Source organism: Candidatus Clostridium radicumherbarum, assembly GCF_045310525.1.
Classification (GTDB): Bacteria; Bacillota; Clostridia; order Clostridiales; family Clostridiaceae; genus Clostridium_AT; species Clostridium_AT radicumherbarum.
In genome coordinates, this window is sequence record NZ_JBJHZY010000005.1 from 15,380 (window position 1) to 34,470 (window position 19,091).

The window sequence follows — 19,091 nt, forward strand, 5'->3', positions numbered from 1 at the left end:
TCTTGCTGCATAATTAAAGTTATGTTTATAGATTAAGGTGGTGGTAGAGCTTGGCTAGTCAAAAAATACTTATAATTGAAGATGAAATAAAAATAGCCAGATTTATTGAGCTGGAGCTCCAATATGAAGGCTATGAAGTTTCCCAATGCCATGATGGAAGAGAAGGACTTAACAGGGCCCTTGAAGGGAATTTTGATTTAATAATTCTTGATATTATGCTTCCTTCGCTTAATGGAATAGAGGTATTAAGAAGGCTTAGGCAAAATTCAGAAGTACCTGTCATAATGCTTACTGCTAAAGATGATATTATGGATAAAGTAATGGGGCTGGATACAGGAGCAAATGATTATATGACAAAACCTTTTGCTATAGAAGAGCTTCTGGCCAGAATTAGAACAGCGCTAAGAAAGAAAAAAACTGAACCCATTAATTCCAAAACCATGGAACTTGAAAAATTATGTATTAATCTAGAAAACTATACTGTAACTTATGATAATAATATTATAGATTTAACTAAAAAAGAATTTGACCTATTAAAATATCTTATAGAAAACAAAGATATAGTGCTGACTAGAGATAAAATACTTGAGGCTGTTTGGGACTTTGATTACTATGGCGATACTAATGTTGTAGATGTTTATATTAGATATTTAAGAAGTAAGATTGATGATAAATATAATAAAAAGTTTATTCACACCATTCGAGGGGTGGGATATATGATAAAAAATGATAAAGAAAAATAAAAACTTAAAAGAGCGAAATTTATTCTTTTCAGAAATTTTAAAGATATTAAAATTTACTTTGGCGGCAGTTCCCAAGCTTTTTAACTATGTTATAAATAAACTGAGATTCTCAATTAGCTTTAAAATTACTACCTTCTATGCTTTCATCTTTTCCTTCTTTTTGCTGTTATCAAATATAGCAGTAGTTTCAGGATTTATATACTTTATTCAAAAACATGCCGACAATATAAGAACGGACCAGGGCTTATTATATATTGAATTTACTAAGAATACTATAGAGGTTAATAATTACATTGGTATCATAGTTTTGGTGATTTTATCAACTGATTTGTTGTTTCTTATGATTATTTTGGGGATTGGATCAAAAATGAGTAAAAAATTACTGCTCCCAGTTAAAAAAATGACTGATGCAGTTAAAAATATATCACTTCAGAATATGAATACTAGATTAAACATAAGTGGTTCAAAGGATGAGCTTAAGGATTTGGCAATAACCTTTAACCAAATGCTAGATAGATTGCAGGACTCTTATGAAATACAAAACAGATTTGTTTCTGATGCTTCCCATGAACTTAGAACACCAATAGCTGTAATCCAAGGCTATGCCAATCTTCTAGATAGGTGGGGCAAGGAAGATAAGGCGGTTCTTGATGAGTCAGTTACTGCCATAAAGTCTGAAGCTGAAAATATGAAGAATTTAATTGAACAACTCCTATTTCTTGCCCGTAGTGATAAAAACACCCAAAAGATAGAAATGTCAGAATTTCAAGTAAAAGAAGTAATAGATGAGGTCATTAAAGAAACAAAAATGATTGATAGTACCCATAATATAATTAATGAAAAAAATGAGCAATTAAAAATAGTTGCAGACAAAAATCTGCTTAAACAAGCACTTCGGATTTTTATAGATAACAGCATAAAATATACTCCAGAAGGAGGAAATATTAAGTTAAATTCATATTCTAAAGGCGGGAGTCTAGTTATAGAAATTGATGACACAGGTATTGGTATTTCAAAGGAGGACCTGCCTCACATTTTTGATAGATTTTACAGAGCTGATAAATCAAGAACCAAGGAATCTGGTGGCACCGGTTTAGGATTATCAATAGCTAAATGGATTATCTTAAAACACAAGGGCAGTGTAGAGGTACAGAGCAGACCTCATTACGGAACTAAAATAAGTTTAAGGATCCCGATATAGCAAAACAAAACAGGCTTATACCCATATGGGCTATTAAGCCTGTTTTAATGGAAAGGGGGAACCTTGTTAGCATTAGAAAAGAATATCTCTAAATTATTAAAATTGACACTTTCTTAAGGGGAAATTTTCCCTTGCTACATTTCACGACTAAAAAAGGCCATTTTACGATATATCTATTGTTTCTCATAATAGTGCATAGTATAGTCGAATTATAGAAACTTTTACTTTAATTTAATTAAATTGTAGAATGGAGCTGTGCATTATGAACGAAAAAGGCTTCCGCGGTATCATGATTAGATTATTATTGTTTTTCATATTATCATTAATAGTAATTGAGCATATTTATGAGTCAAAGCTCTGGATAATCTTTTTTATTGTTTTGTTAATAACATTCATATTTTCCACATTAATAGCTTTTAAAAATCTAAATCGATAGTTTTATTAATTATTAGCTTGTTTTATCTCCTAACAACCAGGCTACTAAACATAATAGTAAAGCCACTATCATAACTTTTATAAGGTAAACATTAAATGTTCCAAAAATAGCAAGTTGAAACAAGAAAATTATAAGAGAATAAACTGATGCAAATTTTAAAATTCTAACCTGACCCACTATAACACCTCATTTGCATAAAAAATGGTTAACGATAATATAAATATAGTTTATCATCTCTTTAAACTTACTTTCAATTAAATGTCGTGAAATGTCAATATTTAGTCGTGAAATAACTTATTCAACATTTCACGACGTATTTTATGCATTTCACGACATATTATAAAAAAAATCTGTAATTTTGTGGTATATTTAAATTATTACATAAGATATTGCGTGCCTTACTAAATAAAAATAAAGGAGGAACTCTAATTATGAAAAAATTAAATTTCAAAAAACAGCTTTCTCTTATTATCTGTGCAATAGCTATGTTTATTGCATCAACATCCACGTCTATGTGCTGGGTGCTTTTATTTGGTGAACCTAAAATGCCTGAATCCTTATATAAGAAATAATTAGGCATAAAGAAAGAACGACAATTTTTACATTGTCGTTCTTTCTTGTTGAAAAATATTAATTTCTTGTTTAAATATACCATCTTTAATTTTAGTATTCAGCAAAACATTGCTGTATTTTTCATTTATTATTTCTTTAACTATTTTTAAACCCATTCCTCTTCCTTCACCTTTTGTAGAAAAGTTCTTTTCATAAATCTTATGAACTGGTGGAGTATTGCTTGTACAAGTATTAATAACGGTTATTATAGTATTATCATCATTTCGTACTATAGATAGGTTTACCTTTTTAATTTCACAGCAGAGGGTTGCTTCTATTGCATTATCCAACATTATTCCCATGATTCTACAAATATCAATAATACCGATTGAAAGTGAATCGATAACATCAACAACTTCTATGCTTGTCTTTATTCCATTAGACTGAGCATCTATAATTTTTGAAGAAATTAGTCCCTTTAGTGGAATAATCCTTATATTTTGAAGTAAACTTAGATTTTTGTTTTCACCAATAACTATATTGCTTCCAGGCATTAATTCCTTATTATAAAATTCCTTAAGCCCTTTTACATCCTCTTCCTCTATAAAGTCACCTAAGGTTTTAAGTATATTTAAGTAATCATGTCTAAACTTTCTAGTATCATTTGAAACAATCTCAAGCATATTTGTATAATCTTTTAATTGCTCATATTCCTGAGTTTTAAATTGATTTTCCAGCTTGTTTTTAATATTTCTATTGCTTATTGTAATTAATACAACTGCGATAGTAAAAAACGCAATAATAGTGAGTATATACAAAAACAAAACTAATTTATTAACATTTGGAGCTAATTGCTTGTATATCATTAAGTTTGCATAAATGGAACATATCCCTATAACAATATATAGAATAAGCAATAAGTTCTCTTTTGCATATTCCCTTAATATATTATTATACATTTGAAATTTGATACTCATTAATTTAACTAACTTACTTATAAGGTAGGCCATTATAACGATAACTGCAGCGGTAATAAAATAAGCCTTTTCACTTTTTTCAAATGCAGCATAATTTAAGTTTAAAATATAAATGGTTAATACTCCCGCTACAGCGTCACTTATAATAAAAATTAAGCAAGAAATAATAGCTGTAATAATTGAATAATACAACTTTCTTATTACCAAATAAATATATACAAAAGCAGCAACAGCAATCATTGGGAATAATAATTTATCCTGATTTAAATAGTGAAATATTCCTATAAGAATGTAATTAGTTATAGTAAATAGAAATATACTTTTTTTGCTGGGCCTTGTAAAAATTGTATTAAAAATAATTACACTTATTATAGTCGCCATTAAAAGCGGATACAGAATAATAAAAACTACATGGAACATAGGTTTAACAGTCCTCTCAAATAACGTGAAGCAATATAGCATTCTTCTCCATTAATCATATGTATAATTAGCCTATCTTTATCTATACTTTTTATTTTCTTTGTATTTACCAGATAAGACCTATGGGGCTTATAATAATAATCTGATACAATTTTTTCTATATCTTTTAAAGTTCCGTAGAATTCTAACTGTTCCTCACAGGTATGAATTCTTATTCTATGATCCTTATTAGTTGTTTCAAAAAATAAAATATCATCCATGTTAAAGTAAATGATTCTGTTTCCTATGTTAATAGGAAGCATATTTGCATCCGTTATTTTATAATTTTTATAATCATTGTAAGCAACATCAATACACTCTGCTATTCTCTCCTGCATATCTTTTGAATCATATTTAACTATATAATCCATAGCTTGTACTTTATATTGAAAAGTTAATAAAGTTAATTCTGAATGAGAAGTGATAAATACAATATAGCCTTTAGGATCAAACCTTCTAATTTTTCTTGCAAGCTCAATACCATTTATAGATTCACCAAGTTCAACATCTAAAAAGTAAATATAAGTAACTCCTCTAGAGGCTTCCACATGTTCAATTACCACTTCAGGGGTATTAGTTGACAAGCTAATAAATAAATCCAAATTTGAATCTTGTATTTTCTTATTTATGATAGCTTCAATGGCTTTTCTTTGTATATCATTATCTTCACAAATTATAATACTAAGCATTTAAATCAACCTCATATTTTAACAAATTCTAACACATAATTTGTTTATATTATAGCATTAATTTGAAATTAATCCAATATTCTATTAATTCTTGACTTTAATTACAACATATGACATTATAAAATCAACTAAGATTAATATTTTTAGGATGGTATTTATATGGATATTTCTGATATTATAAGTAAAAACTTAATGAATTTCATAAAAGGCTCTCTTAATAAGTCTGATACAGAATTAGAACAAATAAAGTATGGTATAGATTCTATTCTGGCAAATATCACAAAATTAATTATTCTCTTTTTAGCCGCATACCTTATTGGAATAGCAAAGTATACCTTCATTGCATTAATTAGCTTTGGTTTTATTAGAGGCTTTGCATCTGGTATACATGCTACCTCAAGTATAAAATGTATTATATCAAATTTCCTAATATTTTTTGGTAATGTATATTTAAGTCTTAAGTTAACTCTCAATAACTTCAATATAGCATTTTTGTTTTTAGTAAGTCTTTGTCTTGTATTATTATTTGCACCTGCTGACACAGCAGCAAAACCACTCACCAGCAAAAAAGTTCGTTTAAAGCTAAAAATATATTCAAGTTTAGCAGTAATAATTTTATACTTCATAACTTTGTTCATAAATAATAGTGTTTATGTGAATTTAATTACATTTTCAGTATTTATAGAAACTCTTCTCATAACACCAGCTACTTATAGATTATTTAAAAGTCCTTATAAAAATTATGAAAAATTTCAATAACATCACCTATTTAAGTCCGATCCAAGTAGTGAAGTTAAATATGGAATGACATACTATTGGTATCCACAAGGAATCATACTCCTTAAATAAATATCCAAGCACAAGACTCACTATTGAAACCGTGAAGGAAGATTTAATTATATCTGCTCCAGAATAAATCCACTCCGGTATGTGAATTAATACAAATAATAAAGTTGTGACAATATTGGCTTGTACGAAATTTATTTTCTTCCAAAGCTTTTGAAGCAGGAAGCCCCTAAAAGGTATTTCTTCAAAAGTACCCACTAAAAACACCGACACCCACATTATCCCTATATTCAAATTAATTGGCTTTCTGTCTGTGAACTCATTTTTTATAGTAAGCAATAATATATATACAAGGCTTATTAAAACAGCTTTTAATATGTTTCTTATAGGTTTATTACTAAGTTTTAACGCCGCTATTGGATTGACTTTTTCCTTGAATTTCAAATATGTAATAATTGGTATTATGAATAGTAATAAATATATTAATATGCCTATAATTTCTAACTTTATGCTATTAATTATTTTAATCACCCTTTCATATAGAAATATTTCTCTTATATATAGATATATATTACAATATTTACATAATAAAAGACACCACAACTATTAAATAAAAGTTGTGATGTCATCTGTTTTACATATTGGGAACATTGATACCAAAAAATATTTCTGTCATTTCTCTATCCAGCTTTTTAACAATCTCTTCTCTTTCTTCACCACTTAAGTCTTCTTCCTTTATTTCAAAAAGGTAATTAGGCAGATCCATATCTTTTACTCTCATCTTTGTATGAAATATATTGGATTGATAAATATTCATATCTATAAGGTTATATCTGTCAATGGTATCCCTTGCTATAAAATTTTGTATAGAAGTAATATCATGATCTATAAAATGTTTATAGCCATGAATATCTCTAGTAAAGCCCCTAACTCTATAATCAATAGTAATAACATCTGAGTCAAAGCTGTCTATAAGATAATTTAAAGCCTTTAGTGGAGAAATAGTTCCACAGGTGGAAACGTCAATATCTACTCTAAAGGTACTAATATCATTTTGAGGATGGCTTTCTGGATATGAGTGCACTGTTACATGGCTCTTATCTAAGTGGGCTACAACACTTTCCCTAGCTGGAGTTAATATACCTCTATTACAAGAAGGATCTAACACATATAAGGGTACCTCTTCCTCGGAAATTAATAGAGTTACACTGGCTCCTTGTGGATCATAATCCTGTTTTGCAATGTTTAGTACGCTGGCTCCTATTGTTTCAGTTACATCTGTTAATATCTTAGTAAGTCTTTCTGAATTATACTGCTCATCTATATAATCAATGTATTTTTTTCTATCCTCTTCTGTTTTTGTATAACAAATATCGTAGATATTAAAGCTTAAAGTTTTTGTTAAATTGTTAAAACCATAAAGTTTTAATTTATCTTCCTTTTCTGTTAACTTACTCAATTTCATCCCTCAATTCTAACGCAAAACAACCTTTCCTTCTTCTAATACTGCTGTTACCTTTGAACCATCTTGAATTTTCTTATGAAGATAGTCCTCTGCAATTTCATCCTCTATATATTTTTGAATAGTTCTTCTTAACGGCCTTGCGCCATACTTTTCATCATAACCCTTATCTAATATGAAGTCTTTTACTTCTTCTTTAACCTCTAAGGTTATATGCTTTTCTCTTACTTCTTCCTTTACCTCATTAAGCATTAAGTCAATAATCTTATGAAGTTCTTCCTTTGTAAGAGCTTTGAATACAATGGTATCATCTACTCTATTTAAAAATTCAGGCCTAAAGAACTCCTTTAAAGCTTCCCTTACTTTATTTTCTAATGCATTATAATTATCCTGTGTAAACCCAATACCTGAATTTTTAAAGTTAGTTCCAGCATTTGAAGTCATTATTATAACTGTGTTTTCAAAATATACAGTTCTGCCTTGACTATCTGTAAGTCTTCCATCCTCTAGAATTTGCAGCAGCATATTAAATACATCTGGATGAGCTTTTTCTATTTCATCCATAAGTATTACAGAATAAGGTTTTCTTCTAACCTTTTCTGTAAGCTGTCCTCCTTCATCATAACCAACATATCCCGGAGGAGCTCCTATTAGCTTTGACACAGTATGCTTCTCCATATACTCAGACATATCTATTCTAATTAACGCTTCTTCATTTCCAAAGAGCTCAACCGCTAGAGCCCTTGCAAGTTCAGTTTTACCTACCCCTGTAGGACCAACAAATATAAAGGAGGATGGTTTCTTCTTCTTTCTAAAGCCAAGCCTGTTTCTTCTTATTGTTCTAGCTAAGCTGGTTATTGCTTCATTTTGACCTATAACTCTATTATGAAGCCTGTTTTCCAGGTGTATTAGTTTCTCTGTTTCTTCTTCAGTCAAGCTCTTAACAGGTATTTTCGTCCAAGCTTCAATTACATAAGCTATATCTTCTATAGTTAAATATACATCGCTGCATTCCTTTTCCAGCTTAGCAACCTTCTCCTGTAGTCTGCATTCCTCAACCTTATATTGTGCAGCCTTCTCATAATCATTATTTGTTGATGCAGTATTTATTTTATCAACCACAGCCTGCAGTTCTTCCTTAATAGCCTTAAGTTCAACAAGTCCCTTGTTCTTTAAATTTGCTCTGGAACTGGCCTCATCTATAACATCTATTGCTTTATCAGGTAAATATCTATCAGTAATATATCTTTCAGAAAGGTTTGCAGCTGCTATAATAACTTCATCGGATATATGCACCATGTGGTACTCTTCATAGTAATGTCTTATACCCTTTAATATTTCTATAGTGTCTTCTACAGTGGGCTCTTCTACAATTACAGGCTGGAACCTTCTCTCTAAAGCACTATCCTTTTCAATATGCTTTCTGTATTCCTCCAAAGTAGTAGCCCCAATAACTTGTATCTCTCCACGGGCTAGTGCAGGCTTTAAAATATTTGCAGCATTCATGGCACCGCCTTGGGCTTCTCCAGCACCTATAATATTATGAATTTCATCTATAACTAAAATTATATTGCCATTTTCTTTAGCCTCATCTATAATGGACTTCATTCTTCCTTCAAACTGCCCTCTAAATTGGGTACCTGCAACAACAGCAGTTAAATCAAGAAGATATACCTCTGCATCAAAAAGCTTAGCAGGAACTTCCTTTTCTGCAATTCTCACTGCAAGCCCTTCAGCTATGGCAGTTTTACCAACACCTGGTTCGCCTATTAAAATAGGGTTATTCTTAGTTCTTCTGTTTAAAATTTGAATTACCCTATCTATTTCTCTATTTCTTCCGATAACCTTATCCACTTTGTTTTCTAGTGCCTTGTCAATTAGATTAGTTCCATAGGTGTCAAGATATTTTCTCTTGGGTTTTTTCTTTGCATCTTTCTCTTTTTCCTTTGCTTTATCCATAGCCCTTAAATCTGATTTTTTCCCTTCTTCCTTATCAATATTCATAGGTTCTGGGAAAGAGCCATTCATTAAATTCATAAACATATCATTATTACTTAAGTCATCCATGTTAACATCCTTAAGCATATCATTCATCTGCTCTGATAGATTTTCTACTTCTTCTGGGCTCATTCCAGTTTGTGCCATTAACTGATCTATAACTGGAAGCCCCATTTTTTTAGCACAAGGTAAACAAACTCCAATGGTTTCAGTTTTTCCCTCACTTATTTTTGAAGTAAATATTGTAGCTATATTTTTATTACATATTGAACATAATTTCATAATTCACATCTCCATTAATACCACAAAAATGATTTTCAAAAAATAATAAGCTATCTTATATTATAAATGTTTTTAATAAATTATCCACTATAAAATATATAATAGTGTTAAATTTACAAATATTTATTATTTAAAATCTATTTGTATTATAAAATAACCCTGCATACGTAAGTACAGGGTTATAAAACTATTATATTCTTTTTTAACTCAAATTACTCCATCATCTTTTAATATTTCTCCTAGATATTTCATAGCGCCAATTAAAAGTCAATAAGAAGAATTTGAATCTCATATATTTTTACAGCAGAGAAATTATTAAGTTATCTTATTTCCCTGGAAATACTGTTAATTTAAAACTTATTTACTAATTAATGAACTTCTTCAAATTTTTTGGGCAGTATAAAGATTAATATCAAGCAAACTGCACAAATAACAATGGTTATAGCAAAAATGCTGTGAATACCAGTATTAATTGCGGTCTTTATTTGCATGGTTGTTATTCCCTTATTTAAATTTACAGGAGAATACAAGTTGTTTGTATCAACATTAATAAATCCAAGGTGATAAAAATAATTTACTATTTTATTATTTAACACACTGCCAAAGATACTTACAGCAATGGTCTGTCCCAAAGTTCTAACTAATGTATTAGCAGCTACTGCAGCTCCTCTCATATTATAGCCCACAGAAGACTGAACAATTAAGGTAACCGCATTGAAAAGCCCACCAAAGCCAAATCCCATTATAAACATGAAAATTGAAAGAACATATATTGATGAGCTTACATTTAAGGTAGACAGCAGTATGCTGCTTAAAATCAATGTTCCTGTGGCTGCTAAAATCACCATTTTCTCTCCAAACTTTGGTATTGCCTTTGATAAAATGAAGGCAGTTAAAAACCAAGCTAAAGACATTGGAGCCATAGTTAGTCCTGAAATTGTTGCCCTATACCCTAAAACAGTTTGAATATACATAGGCATATAGCCTTGGATTCCTATTAGTATACCTGATACTAAAAAAGCTATTAAATTCACAATTGAAGTATTTATATTAAATATACTTAAAGGTATAATTGGCTCGGAAGCTTTCTTTTCTATAAAATAGAAGATTATCAATGTTGCAATGGAAATCGCAAAACATGCATATGTGAAAAAGCTTGAGGAATTTTCTAATACTCCAAATAGAAAACTTATTATTGCTATAGTCATCATAAGTGTGCCTAGTATGTCTATTTTATGTTTTAACTTCGCAAAATTTTCATTAAGATTTTTCTGTATAAGAATTATAGATAATATTCCAAAAGGAACATTTATAAAAAATATCCAATGCCAGGATAAAAAATCAATTAAAAAGCCGCCAATAAATGGTCCAATTAAACTTGACACACCCCAAACCGTACCTATCCATCCTTGTATCCTTGCCCTTTCACTTAAGGCAAAAACATCTCCTACAATGGTATAAGTAAGAGTAAGTATTGCTCCAGCCCCTAACCCTTGTAGTGCCCTAAATGCTATAAGTTCATACATATTTTGCGATAAGCCGCAAAGTGAACTTCCAACTATGAATATTGTTATACCAACACATATTGTGTGCTTTCTTCCATACAAATCTGCAAGCTTGCCATAAATAGGCGTTGAAATAGCGGAAGTTAAGAGATATGCTGAAAAAATCCAGCTTATATATTCAAAGCCCTTCAGGGATTTTGCTATTGTAGGCATTGCCGTTGTAACAACAGTACCCTCAAAGGCTGCTAAAAACATTGCTACCATAATAGCTAATACAATATTTCTCCTTCGCTTGTCCATATACCCTCCAATAAAAAATAAGGAAGCTTAATTAGCTTCCCATATTGCTGTAAGAATTACTTTCTAGGCCTTGAAACTTCAATTTTAACCCTTCTGCCGCCAAGTCTTTTACCTGTACATTGTTTAATTATAGTATCTACTACTCTTTCAGAAACATCTGCAAAGGTAAACTTTTCAAGTATATCTATGTTTCCTATTTCCTCTCTATCTACATTAGCCATGTCCTTAAAGAATTGTAATAATGACTTTGGATTAATATTATCAATTCTGCCAACTGTAAGGAATAGCCTTATATTACTTGCTTCAGTACCTATAGCATTTTCAGTATAATCATAGCTAACTTCCTTGTTGTAAAGTATATTCATAAGCGCTGCTGCAACATCTACTAAATTATATTCGTCATCAAGTTCGGCAGCTAAGGATGCAAATCTCTTATATTCTTCACCTTCAAGAGTTTCCTGTACTCTGCTGGATATATTTTTAAATTTTGCATGAAATATATCGTCAACAGTAGGAATTTCTTTTCTTTTTATTTTACTCTTGGTGACCTTTTCGATTTGTTTTAAAGTCATATATTCCCTTGGAGTAACTATGGAATAAGCAATACCTTCTCTGTTTGCTCTTCCTGTCCTTCCTATTCTGTGAACATAGGATTCTATATCCTGAGGAAGATCATAGTTTATTACATGGGAAACATTTTCTACATCTATTCCTCTTGCTGCTACATCTGTTGCAACTAAAAATTCAATATTGCCTTCCTTAAACTTTCTTAAAGTATTAAGTCTGTTATTTTGGTTCATATCCCCGTGCATACCTTCAACGCTGTATCCTCTTGCCTGCATAGCTTCTACTAGCTCATCCACACCTTTTTTAGTTTTGCAGAAGATAATTGCAGAGGATGGCTCATCAACATCAAGTATTCTGCAGAAGGATTCAAATCTATCCTTTTGTTTTACTTCATAATAATACTGACTTACTGTTGAAACAGTCATAGTATTTTTAACTATGGAGATATGCTTTCTATCATCCTTCATGTATCTCTTTGAAAGCTTCTTAATCTCATCAGGCATAGTAGCAGAGAATAACATAGTTTGTCGATCGCTATTGGTGTTTTTGATTATTTCCTCAATATCATCAATAAAGCCCATATTTAGCATTTCATCTGCTTCATCTAAGACTAAAAATTTAATTTCTGTTAAGTCAATTAGGTTTCTCCTTAGTAGATCTAAAACTCTACCTGGAGTACCTACTACAATGTCTATTCCGTTTTTAAGTGCTCTTATCTGTCTTTCGATAGGCTGACCACCATAAACTGGCAGAAGCTTAACTCTGGTATATTTTGCTATTCTTGCCAATTCATCATTAACTTGAATTGCTAATTCTCTAGTAGGAGTAAGTACTATGGTATTAATTTTTCCGCTTCTCTCAAACTTGCTTAATATTGGAGCTCCAAAAGCAAGAGTTTTTCCTGTCCCTGTTTGAGCCTGACCTATTGCGTCAAACCCTTCAAGTAGAACTGGTATTATTTCTGCCTGTATCATTGAAGGCTCTTCAAAGCCCATATCATCTATACTCTTAAGTACCTTTTCACTTAAACCTAAATTACTAAATTTTATATCTTCCATTAATTTTCCTTCTTTCAAACGCCAAGCGTTCCATCCTATTATGTTGTTTATTAACACACAAGCTTTTATTATACTACAGTTATTTAAAAAAGAAAAGGACTTTTTAAAATATCTTATACATAATAGTTACTGTTAAAATGAAAATATGAGATAAGTTTATAATCAAAAGATTTTTTACTGCAAATACAAAGGTCTCTCCTTTTACAGGATTATTGCTAAAGATTTTAATATTTTTATAAACAGGCATTAAAGTAATAATTACTAACAAGGATGCAGCAGGAAGTACCTTTAAAATTACGCTAATAATTATTGCCGCGTAGCCTATATAATATAAAAATGCAAATAAATTAAGTGCATTTTTCCTGCCTATGTAATACGGAAGTGTAAACCGATTGTTTACTATATCATCTTCCACATCACAAATATTATTTGCAAGCATGATATTAGCTATACCACCTATTGTTGGTATAGAGACAATAAAAATTAATAAAATTTCTATAATATTTAAACTGAGACTTAATATATTATTAGCATAGGCTATGGAAACTATGTTTTTATCAAACACTTGAATGTAAACTGCTAGAAAAAGAATAATAAAACCCATAAAAAATCCTGAGAATGCTTCTCCCAAAGGCATTCGTGATATCGGAACCGGCCCAAAGGTATAAAATATCCCAATAAAAAAAGAAAGTACTCCTATGAGAAGAACCACAGTATTAGTCTTTATTGTAAGAATTATACCAAAGCATATGGAAATAGCTAACAAAATAATTATTATTGCTACAGCAGTGCTTTCCTTTATACCGTCTTTGACTAAAGCATTATGTTCCTCATAGCCATAACCTTCTTTCTTATTTGCCTTCTTAAAATCTATATAATTATTTATTGCAGTAGTAGTCATATCAAAGGTAATTAGTGAAATAAACATAATAATAAAGGTTGAAGCTTTAAAACTATTAAATCTATAAAAAGCATAGAGTGTTCCTAGAATGAAAGGCATAACACTAGCAACCTTCGTCTGTATTTCAACATATTTTAAAAAGCTTTTTAAATTCATTATTTTTCCTCCATGTTACAGCGTGTGTTGAATGTTTTTGCTTGCATTCATATATAATTATAATCATTTTTTTGAAATTTTAAAGAGAGATAACTTGCAAATTTGACAAATCACAAATTTATGGTTATGATTATCTACATGAATTTACCACTTTATGGGTATAGTAATTTGTCTAGATTATTATACTAGTAATTTAAAATGAGGAGGCGAATATCATAAATACTTTAAAAGATTTCTTTATTAAAGTATCAGCCAAAAAATACTTTAAACACTTAATGTTAATTTTGACAATTATGCTTCTTAGTGCAACTATATATTTAAACTTAAAAAACATTACTGTTGTAATTAATGGTAAGGAAACAAAAATACTTACCTTTAAGAAAACCGTAGTAAAGGCCTTGGCAGATAATAATATCACGGTAGGTTCAAAAGATAAAATTGATGCTGCCTTAGACTCAAAGGTTTACAAAAACGAAATAATCAATATAAAGCGAGCAGTAAAGGTTAATGTGGCTATTGATGGTAAATCAATTGACATATTATCTTCAGAGAATAATATTGACTCTATGCTCAAAGATGAAGGAATAGTTTTAAGAGAGCAAGATAAGCTTAGTATTGATAAGGCTTCTGCATTAACTGATGGTATGAACTTGGAAATAATAAGAGTTGATACCAAGGTATTAACAGATACCTCTGCTATAAACTATGCCACAGTAGTTAAAACAGACCGCAGTCTTGCAAATACTCAAAAAAGAGTTGTGCAAAATGGACAAACAGGGGAGAAAACTACAACTACTAGTGTCACATATGAAAATGGCAAAGAAGTTAATAGGCAGGTTTTGCAAGAAGTTGTTTCAAAACAGCCTCAAGATAAAATTGTTGTTCTTGGTACATATCCAGTTATGCCTGTTTCAAGGGGTGGGGATCCAATCCCTTATTCTAAAGTAATGAAAATGAGAGCAACAGCCTATTCTGTAAACGGCGGTGTTGGCTATACTGCCACAGGTAGAAGAGCCGTAAGAAATCAAGATGGCTACAGTACCATTGCTGTAGACCCTAGTGTAATTCCTTATGGTACAAGGCTTTTCGTTCAAAACTACGGCTTAGCAATAGCTGCTGATACTGGTTCAGCAATTATAGGAAATACTATAGATGTATTTTTTAATACCTATCAAGAATCAGTAAATTGGGCAGTAAAGTATGTAAATGTCTATATTCTAAATTAACATTAAAAGGGCTAGGTTTTCCTAGCCCTTCGTCTTTTCTAAAAAGAGATGAATCTAATTATTTCTTCTTTGCCTCATCAATTTTTTCTGCTAATTCATTTAAATAAACCCACCTATCCATTTTTTCTTCAAGATTATTTTCTAAGAGCTTCTTTTCTGTTAATAACTCCTGAAGTAGTGTATAGTCTGAAGAAGTCTCATTAATTCTCATTTCTATATTTTCAATACTGCTTTCAAGCTCAGAAATAACATAATCTATTTCCTCATATTCTTTCTGCTCCTTATAAGAAAACTTGATAGGTTTATCCTTTTTTTTATCCACATCAGCGTAACTTTTATCCACATTATCCTTAGCTTTTTCATTTGCTTTGTTAATTGTATTTTCTTCTTCCCGAGCAGCACTCACAAAATCAGAATAGTTACCTGTATATTCAGTAATCTTACCACTACCTTCAAAATAAAATATTTTTTCAGCCAATTTATCAAGAAAATATCTATCATGGGAAACTGTAATAATAGCTCCAGGAAAATCTTCAAGGTAATCCTCTAAAATCTTGAGTGTTTCAATATCTAAATCATTTGTAGGCTCATCTAAAAGTAAAACATTTGGAGCCTCCATAAGCACCCTTAAAAGATAAAGCCTTCTTTTTTCTCCTCCGGAAAGCTTCCCAATAGGAGTCCACTGAATAGCTCCTGGAAACAGGAATCTTTCTAGCATCTGAGAGGCTGTAATTTTAAACCCTTCAGCATTCTCTATAAATTCAGCCCCTTCCTTAATATATTCAATAACCCTTATACTGTCATCCATATGATAGGTTTCCTGAGAATACACACCTATTCTTACAGTTTCCCCTATTTCCACGCTGCCGCTGTCAGGCTTTAACTTGCCTGTTATTATATTAATAAGAGTAGATTTGCCGCTACCATTTGGTCCTACAATTCCAGCTCTATCATTTCTTACAACTATATAACTGAAATTCTCTATTAGTAATTTACCCTCAAAGGATTTAGAAATATTATTAATTTCAATAACCTTTTTCCCAAGTCTCTTACTACCTACGGATATTTCCATAGCTTCTTCATTATTAATTACTAGCTCCTTGCTTAGGGTTTCAAAACGATCTATTCTTGCCTTTTGTTTTGTAGTTCTGGCTTTGGCACCTCTTCTCATCCAAGCCAGTTCCTTTTTATAAAGGCTCTTTCTTTTACTTTCATTAGCAGCTTCAAGGTCTTCTCTTTCTATTTTTTTCTCTAGGAAACTACTGTAGTTTCCTTCATATTGATACAAACACCCATTATCCAGTTCTATTATTTTATTAACTACTCTATCTAAAAAATATCTATCATGGGTAATCATTAAAAGTGCGCCTTTTCTTTTATTTAGAAACTGCTCAAGCCAATCTATGCTTTCATTATCAAGATGATTAGTAGGCTCATCTAAAATGAGCAAATCTGATGGATTAATTAAGGCTGCTGCCATAGCCACTCTCTTTTTTTGTCCACCAGACAACGTGCCTATTTTATCATCAAAATCTGAAATGCCAAGTTTGGTTAAAATAGTCTTAGCTTCACTTTCTATGGTCCATGCATTTAGTGCATCCATTTCTTGTGTGAGTTTAATTATTCTTTCATTTGAAGCTGTTTTAGAATTTATAGCACTTTCATACTCCCTAATTAGCTTCATAATAGCTGTATCGCTTTTAAAGACCTGTTCTAATACAGTTGCCTCAAGATCAAATACGGGGTTTTGTGCTAAGTACTCTATTTTAATGGAACTAGCTCTTATAACCCTACCTAAGTCTGGCTCTTCAAGTCCTGCTATTACCTTTAATAATGTAGACTTTCCAGTGCCATTAACGCCAATAAGTCCAAGCTTATCTCCTTCATTTATTCCAAAATTTATGTTAATTATAAGCTTTTTTTCGCTGTAGCTTTTACTAATATTTTCTGCACTTATAAAATTCATATTTGTTCCTTTCTGTATATAAGCATTTTTAACTACTTTATATCATATAGCCTAAAAAAGAGCAATCAATTTGTATTATTATATCGGATAACAGGTAATTCAAATAATGGGTACTATGTTAGTGCAGCATGTCAATTTATGCATAATATATTTCATTATATTTATGTATAATTTTAGTATAATTATAATTAATTATAAAAATAGGACTTTTGTCGCAATTGCAATATAGAAAAATGTAGAATATAATTATAACATAAAATTTTTACATTATTCTTTATATTTATATTAAAGGTCATGAAGTTTTAAAAGCTTTATTACCTTAGGAATTAGGAGGGTTTATTATGTCAAAAAAAATCGCACTGTGGCCTCTGGTAATGTTGATTTTTGTTCCAACCTTTGGCTTCGGTAACATTACCACAAATGCTGTTGCATTAGGGCCTGCTGCCATACCATCGTGGCTTATTGTATCGGTATTATTCTTTTTACCTTTATCCGGTGTTATAGCAGAGCTTGCTTCTGCAAATAATGAAAAAGAAGGTGGTATATATACTTGGATAGAAGCTGGTATAGGTCCAAATTGGGCTTATATAGGAACTTGGTCCTATTTTATAGCTAACCTTTTCTATCTACAAATGGTTTTTGCAAGAATACCTGTAATGGTATCCTGGGCAATCTTTGGAGAAAACAGGTTCACTGATGCAAATGCACAGTTGTTAACCTATTTAAGTATTGGTCTTGCAATACTTTTAACCTTTATTGCCACAACTGGGGTAAAGAAATTTTCAAAGCTAAGCAACTTTGGAGGAAAATTTACTATAGCTGCAACAATAATCTTTATAGTATTTGCTATTGTTGGATTATTAGTAGGTAAACCATCTGCTACTGCTTTTACAGCTGAAAATGTTATACCTAAGTTTAATGTTGATTATATCTCAACCTTCGCGTGGCTTTTATTTGCGGTTGCTGGCGCAGAAGTTGCCGGAACTTACATACAAGATGTTGACAATCCTAAAAAGACATTTCCAAAGGCTGTAATTTTAGCAACTTTATTTGTTGCTGCTGCATACATTATAGGTTCAATAGCTGTTAGTGTAGTAGCTTCACCGGATGCAATTCAAAAGGCAGGACTTAAGGATGCAAGTTATGTTGTATATAAGCTACTTGCTGAAAACTTCGGATTAAATGGTAAAATATTTGTTCAGATATATGCGGCTATTTTAACATTAACCTCCATTGCAGCATATGTTGTTTGGATAGAGTCACCAATAAGGGCTATGTTCTCTGAAGTTCCTGAAAATACCTTTCCAAAAGTACTTACAAAGAAATCTGAAGATGGAACTTTAAAAAATGCTTTATGGATTCAATGTATTGTAGTTATTATAATGATTATAGTACCTGCAGTAGGTTTAAATTCAGTAGATTGGCTATTTAAAACCTTAACTAATCTATCCTCTTTATCACTTATTATTCCTTATATTATTCTTGCTTTTGCATACTTAACCTATAGGTTAAAAGGAAATCAAGCTCCTTATACAATGTTCAAATCTAATAGCCTTGCAATTGCAGTTTCTATTTTACTTATAGTACTTGGAATTGTAGGCTTCATTGGTGCCGGACTTGGAGATGTTGTTGGAGCTGAATCATCCAAGGATGCAATAATGGCTGTAGGCAAGGACTATGGCGGTCCAGTATTACTAATAATTCTTGGTTATGTATTAACCTTCTTTACTAAATTAGCCAATAAAAAAGAAGTATAAAGACTTGAATAAACCCAAAGCCTTAGTGCTTACCGTTTGAATTAACGATATAACTTGGCTTTGGGTTTAT

Annotated in this window: 15 protein-coding genes; 6 read left to right on the top strand and 9 right to left on the bottom strand. The window is 30.9% G+C overall.

Translation table 11 applies throughout. The features are described from left to right. The first annotated feature begins 50 nt into the window (after positions 1 to 50). The 3 genes from ACJDUH_RS17745 to ACJDUH_RS17755 all read left to right on the top strand — a co-directional run bounded on the left by ACJDUH_RS17745 (position 51) and on the right by ACJDUH_RS17755 (position 2,952). The gene (locus ACJDUH_RS17745; protein WP_406766554.1) at positions 51 to 743 is read left to right on the top strand and encodes a response regulator transcription factor; all 693 of its coding nucleotides are present in this window, start codon (positions 51 to 53) and stop codon (positions 741 to 743) included. Continuing rightward, positions 727 to 1,944: a sensor histidine kinase gene (locus ACJDUH_RS17750; RefSeq protein WP_406766555.1), complete on the top strand. Its 1,218-nt coding sequence runs from the start codon at positions 727 to 729 to the stop codon at positions 1,942 to 1,944. The genes ACJDUH_RS17745 and ACJDUH_RS17750 overlap by 17 nt, the downstream gene beginning before the upstream one ends. 867 nt (positions 1,945 to 2,811) lie before the next feature. Further along, positions 2,812 to 2,952, top strand: coding sequence for an AgrD family cyclic lactone autoinducer peptide (locus ACJDUH_RS17755; protein WP_406766556.1), 141 nt, complete (start codon positions 2,812 to 2,814; stop codon positions 2,950 to 2,952). Positions 2,953 to 2,979: 27 nt separating this feature from the next. On the opposite strand, the gene ACJDUH_RS17760 is transcribed toward ACJDUH_RS17755, so the two are convergent. Together ACJDUH_RS17760 and ACJDUH_RS17765 are read right to left on the bottom strand one after the other, a co-directional pair. Further along, positions 2,980 to 4,290 (bottom strand): sensor histidine kinase, encoded by a 1,311-nt coding sequence (locus tag ACJDUH_RS17760; protein WP_406766557.1) that lies wholly within the window; start codon positions 4,288 to 4,290, stop codon positions 2,980 to 2,982. 26 nt (positions 4,291 to 4,316) lie between these two features. Then, positions 4,317 to 5,057: a LytR/AlgR family response regulator transcription factor gene (locus ACJDUH_RS17765; protein ID WP_406766558.1), complete on the bottom strand. Its 741-nt coding sequence runs from the start codon at positions 5,055 to 5,057 to the stop codon at positions 4,317 to 4,319. A gap of 192 nt (positions 5,058 to 5,249) precedes the next feature. Here ACJDUH_RS17765 and ACJDUH_RS17770 point away from each other — a divergent pair, with 192 nt between their 5' ends. Next, the gene (locus ACJDUH_RS17770) at positions 5,250 to 5,816 is read left to right on the top strand and encodes an accessory gene regulator B family protein (protein WP_406766701.1); all 567 of its coding nucleotides are present in this window, start codon (positions 5,250 to 5,252) and stop codon (positions 5,814 to 5,816) included. 6 nt (positions 5,817 to 5,822) lie between these two features. Here the strand turns inward: ACJDUH_RS17770 and ACJDUH_RS17775 are convergent, their stop codons facing one another. The 6 genes from ACJDUH_RS17775 to menA form a co-directional block, all read right to left on the bottom strand. After that, positions 5,823 to 6,287, bottom strand: a complete 465-nt coding sequence (locus ACJDUH_RS17775) for a CPBP family intramembrane glutamic endopeptidase (protein ID WP_406766559.1) — start codon at positions 6,285 to 6,287, stop codon at positions 5,823 to 5,825. 190 nt (positions 6,288 to 6,477) lie between these two features. Beyond that, positions 6,478 to 7,302, bottom strand: coding sequence for an adenosylmethionine decarboxylase (speD, locus tag ACJDUH_RS17780; RefSeq protein ID WP_406766560.1), 825 nt, complete (start codon positions 7,300 to 7,302; stop codon positions 6,478 to 6,480). Between the two features lie 15 nt (positions 7,303 to 7,317). After that, positions 7,318 to 9,585 (bottom strand): ATP-dependent Clp protease ATP-binding subunit, encoded by a 2,268-nt coding sequence (locus ACJDUH_RS17785; RefSeq protein WP_406766561.1) that lies wholly within the window; start codon positions 9,583 to 9,585, stop codon positions 7,318 to 7,320. 368 nt (positions 9,586 to 9,953) lie between these two features. After that, the gene (locus tag ACJDUH_RS17790) at positions 9,954 to 11,390 is read right to left on the bottom strand and encodes an MDR family MFS transporter (protein ID WP_406766562.1); all 1,437 of its coding nucleotides are present in this window, start codon (positions 11,388 to 11,390) and stop codon (positions 9,954 to 9,956) included. A gap of 56 nt (positions 11,391 to 11,446) precedes the next feature. Next, positions 11,447 to 13,015 (bottom strand): DEAD/DEAH box helicase, encoded by a 1,569-nt coding sequence (locus ACJDUH_RS17795; protein ID WP_406766563.1) that lies wholly within the window; start codon positions 13,013 to 13,015, stop codon positions 11,447 to 11,449. 103 nt (positions 13,016 to 13,118) lie between these two features. Next, positions 13,119 to 14,072, bottom strand: a complete 954-nt coding sequence (gene menA / locus ACJDUH_RS17800) for a 1,4-dihydroxy-2-naphthoate polyprenyltransferase (protein WP_406766564.1) — start codon at positions 14,070 to 14,072, stop codon at positions 13,119 to 13,121. A 275-nt stretch (positions 14,073 to 14,347) separates the two neighbouring features. On the opposite strand from menA, the gene ACJDUH_RS17805 reads away from it, so the two are divergent. Next, positions 14,348 to 15,298 (top strand): 3D domain-containing protein, encoded by a 951-nt coding sequence (locus tag ACJDUH_RS17805; RefSeq protein WP_406766565.1) that lies wholly within the window; start codon positions 14,348 to 14,350, stop codon positions 15,296 to 15,298. A 58-nt stretch (positions 15,299 to 15,356) separates the two neighbouring features. Here the strand turns inward: ACJDUH_RS17805 and ACJDUH_RS17810 are convergent, their stop codons facing one another. Beyond that, on the bottom strand, positions 15,357 to 17,264 hold the full coding sequence (locus ACJDUH_RS17810; protein WP_406766566.1) for an ABC-F family ATP-binding cassette domain-containing protein: 1,908 nt from the start codon (positions 17,262 to 17,264) through the stop codon (positions 15,357 to 15,359). Positions 17,265 to 17,605: 341 nt separating this feature from the next. Between ACJDUH_RS17810 and ACJDUH_RS17815 the strand changes: the two genes are divergently transcribed. Continuing rightward, the gene (locus ACJDUH_RS17815; protein WP_406766567.1) at positions 17,606 to 19,021 is read left to right on the top strand and encodes an amino acid permease; all 1,416 of its coding nucleotides are present in this window, start codon (positions 17,606 to 17,608) and stop codon (positions 19,019 to 19,021) included. Positions 19,022 to 19,091 lie beyond the last annotated feature (70 nt).

What these genes read in the sequence shown, in the direction of transcription:
- ACJDUH_RS17750 (WP_406766555.1), top strand. Translation starts at nt 727, where the DNA reads ATGATAAAGAAAAATAAAAACTTAAAAGAGCGAAATTTATTCTTTTCA.
- ACJDUH_RS17755 (WP_406766556.1), top strand. Translation starts at nt 2,812, where the DNA reads ATGAAAAAATTAAATTTCAAAAAACAGCTTTCTCTTATTATCTGTGCA.
- ACJDUH_RS17760 (WP_406766557.1), bottom strand. Translation starts at nt 4,290, where the DNA reads ATGGCGACTATAATAAGTGTAATTATTTTTAATACAATTTTTACAAGG.
- ACJDUH_RS17765 (WP_406766558.1), bottom strand. Translation starts at nt 5,057, where the DNA reads ATGCTTAGTATTATAATTTGTGAAGATAATGATATACAAAGAAAAGCC.
- ACJDUH_RS17770 (WP_406766701.1), top strand. Translation starts at nt 5,250, where the DNA reads ATGAATTTCATAAAAGGCTCTCTTAATAAGTCTGATACAGAATTAGAA.
- ACJDUH_RS17785 (WP_406766561.1), bottom strand. Translation starts at nt 9,585, where the DNA reads ATGAAATTATGTTCAATATGTAATAAAAATATAGCTACAATATTTACT.
- ACJDUH_RS17790 (WP_406766562.1), bottom strand. Translation starts at nt 11,390, where the DNA reads ATGGACAAGCGAAGGAGAAATATTGTATTAGCTATTATGGTAGCAATG.
- ACJDUH_RS17795 (WP_406766563.1), bottom strand. Translation starts at nt 13,015, where the DNA reads ATGGAAGATATAAAATTTAGTAATTTAGGTTTAAGTGAAAAGGTACTT.
- menA (WP_406766564.1), bottom strand. Translation starts at nt 14,072, where the DNA reads ATGAATTTAAAAAGCTTTTTAAAATATGTTGAAATACAGACGAAGGTT.
- ACJDUH_RS17805 (WP_406766565.1), top strand. Translation starts at nt 14,348, where the DNA reads ATGTTAATTTTGACAATTATGCTTCTTAGTGCAACTATATATTTAAAC.
- ACJDUH_RS17810 (WP_406766566.1), bottom strand. Translation starts at nt 17,264, where the DNA reads ATGAATTTTATAAGTGCAGAAAATATTAGTAAAAGCTACAGCGAAAAA.
- ACJDUH_RS17815 (WP_406766567.1), top strand. Translation starts at nt 17,606, where the DNA reads ATGTCAAAAAAAATCGCACTGTGGCCTCTGGTAATGTTGATTTTTGTT.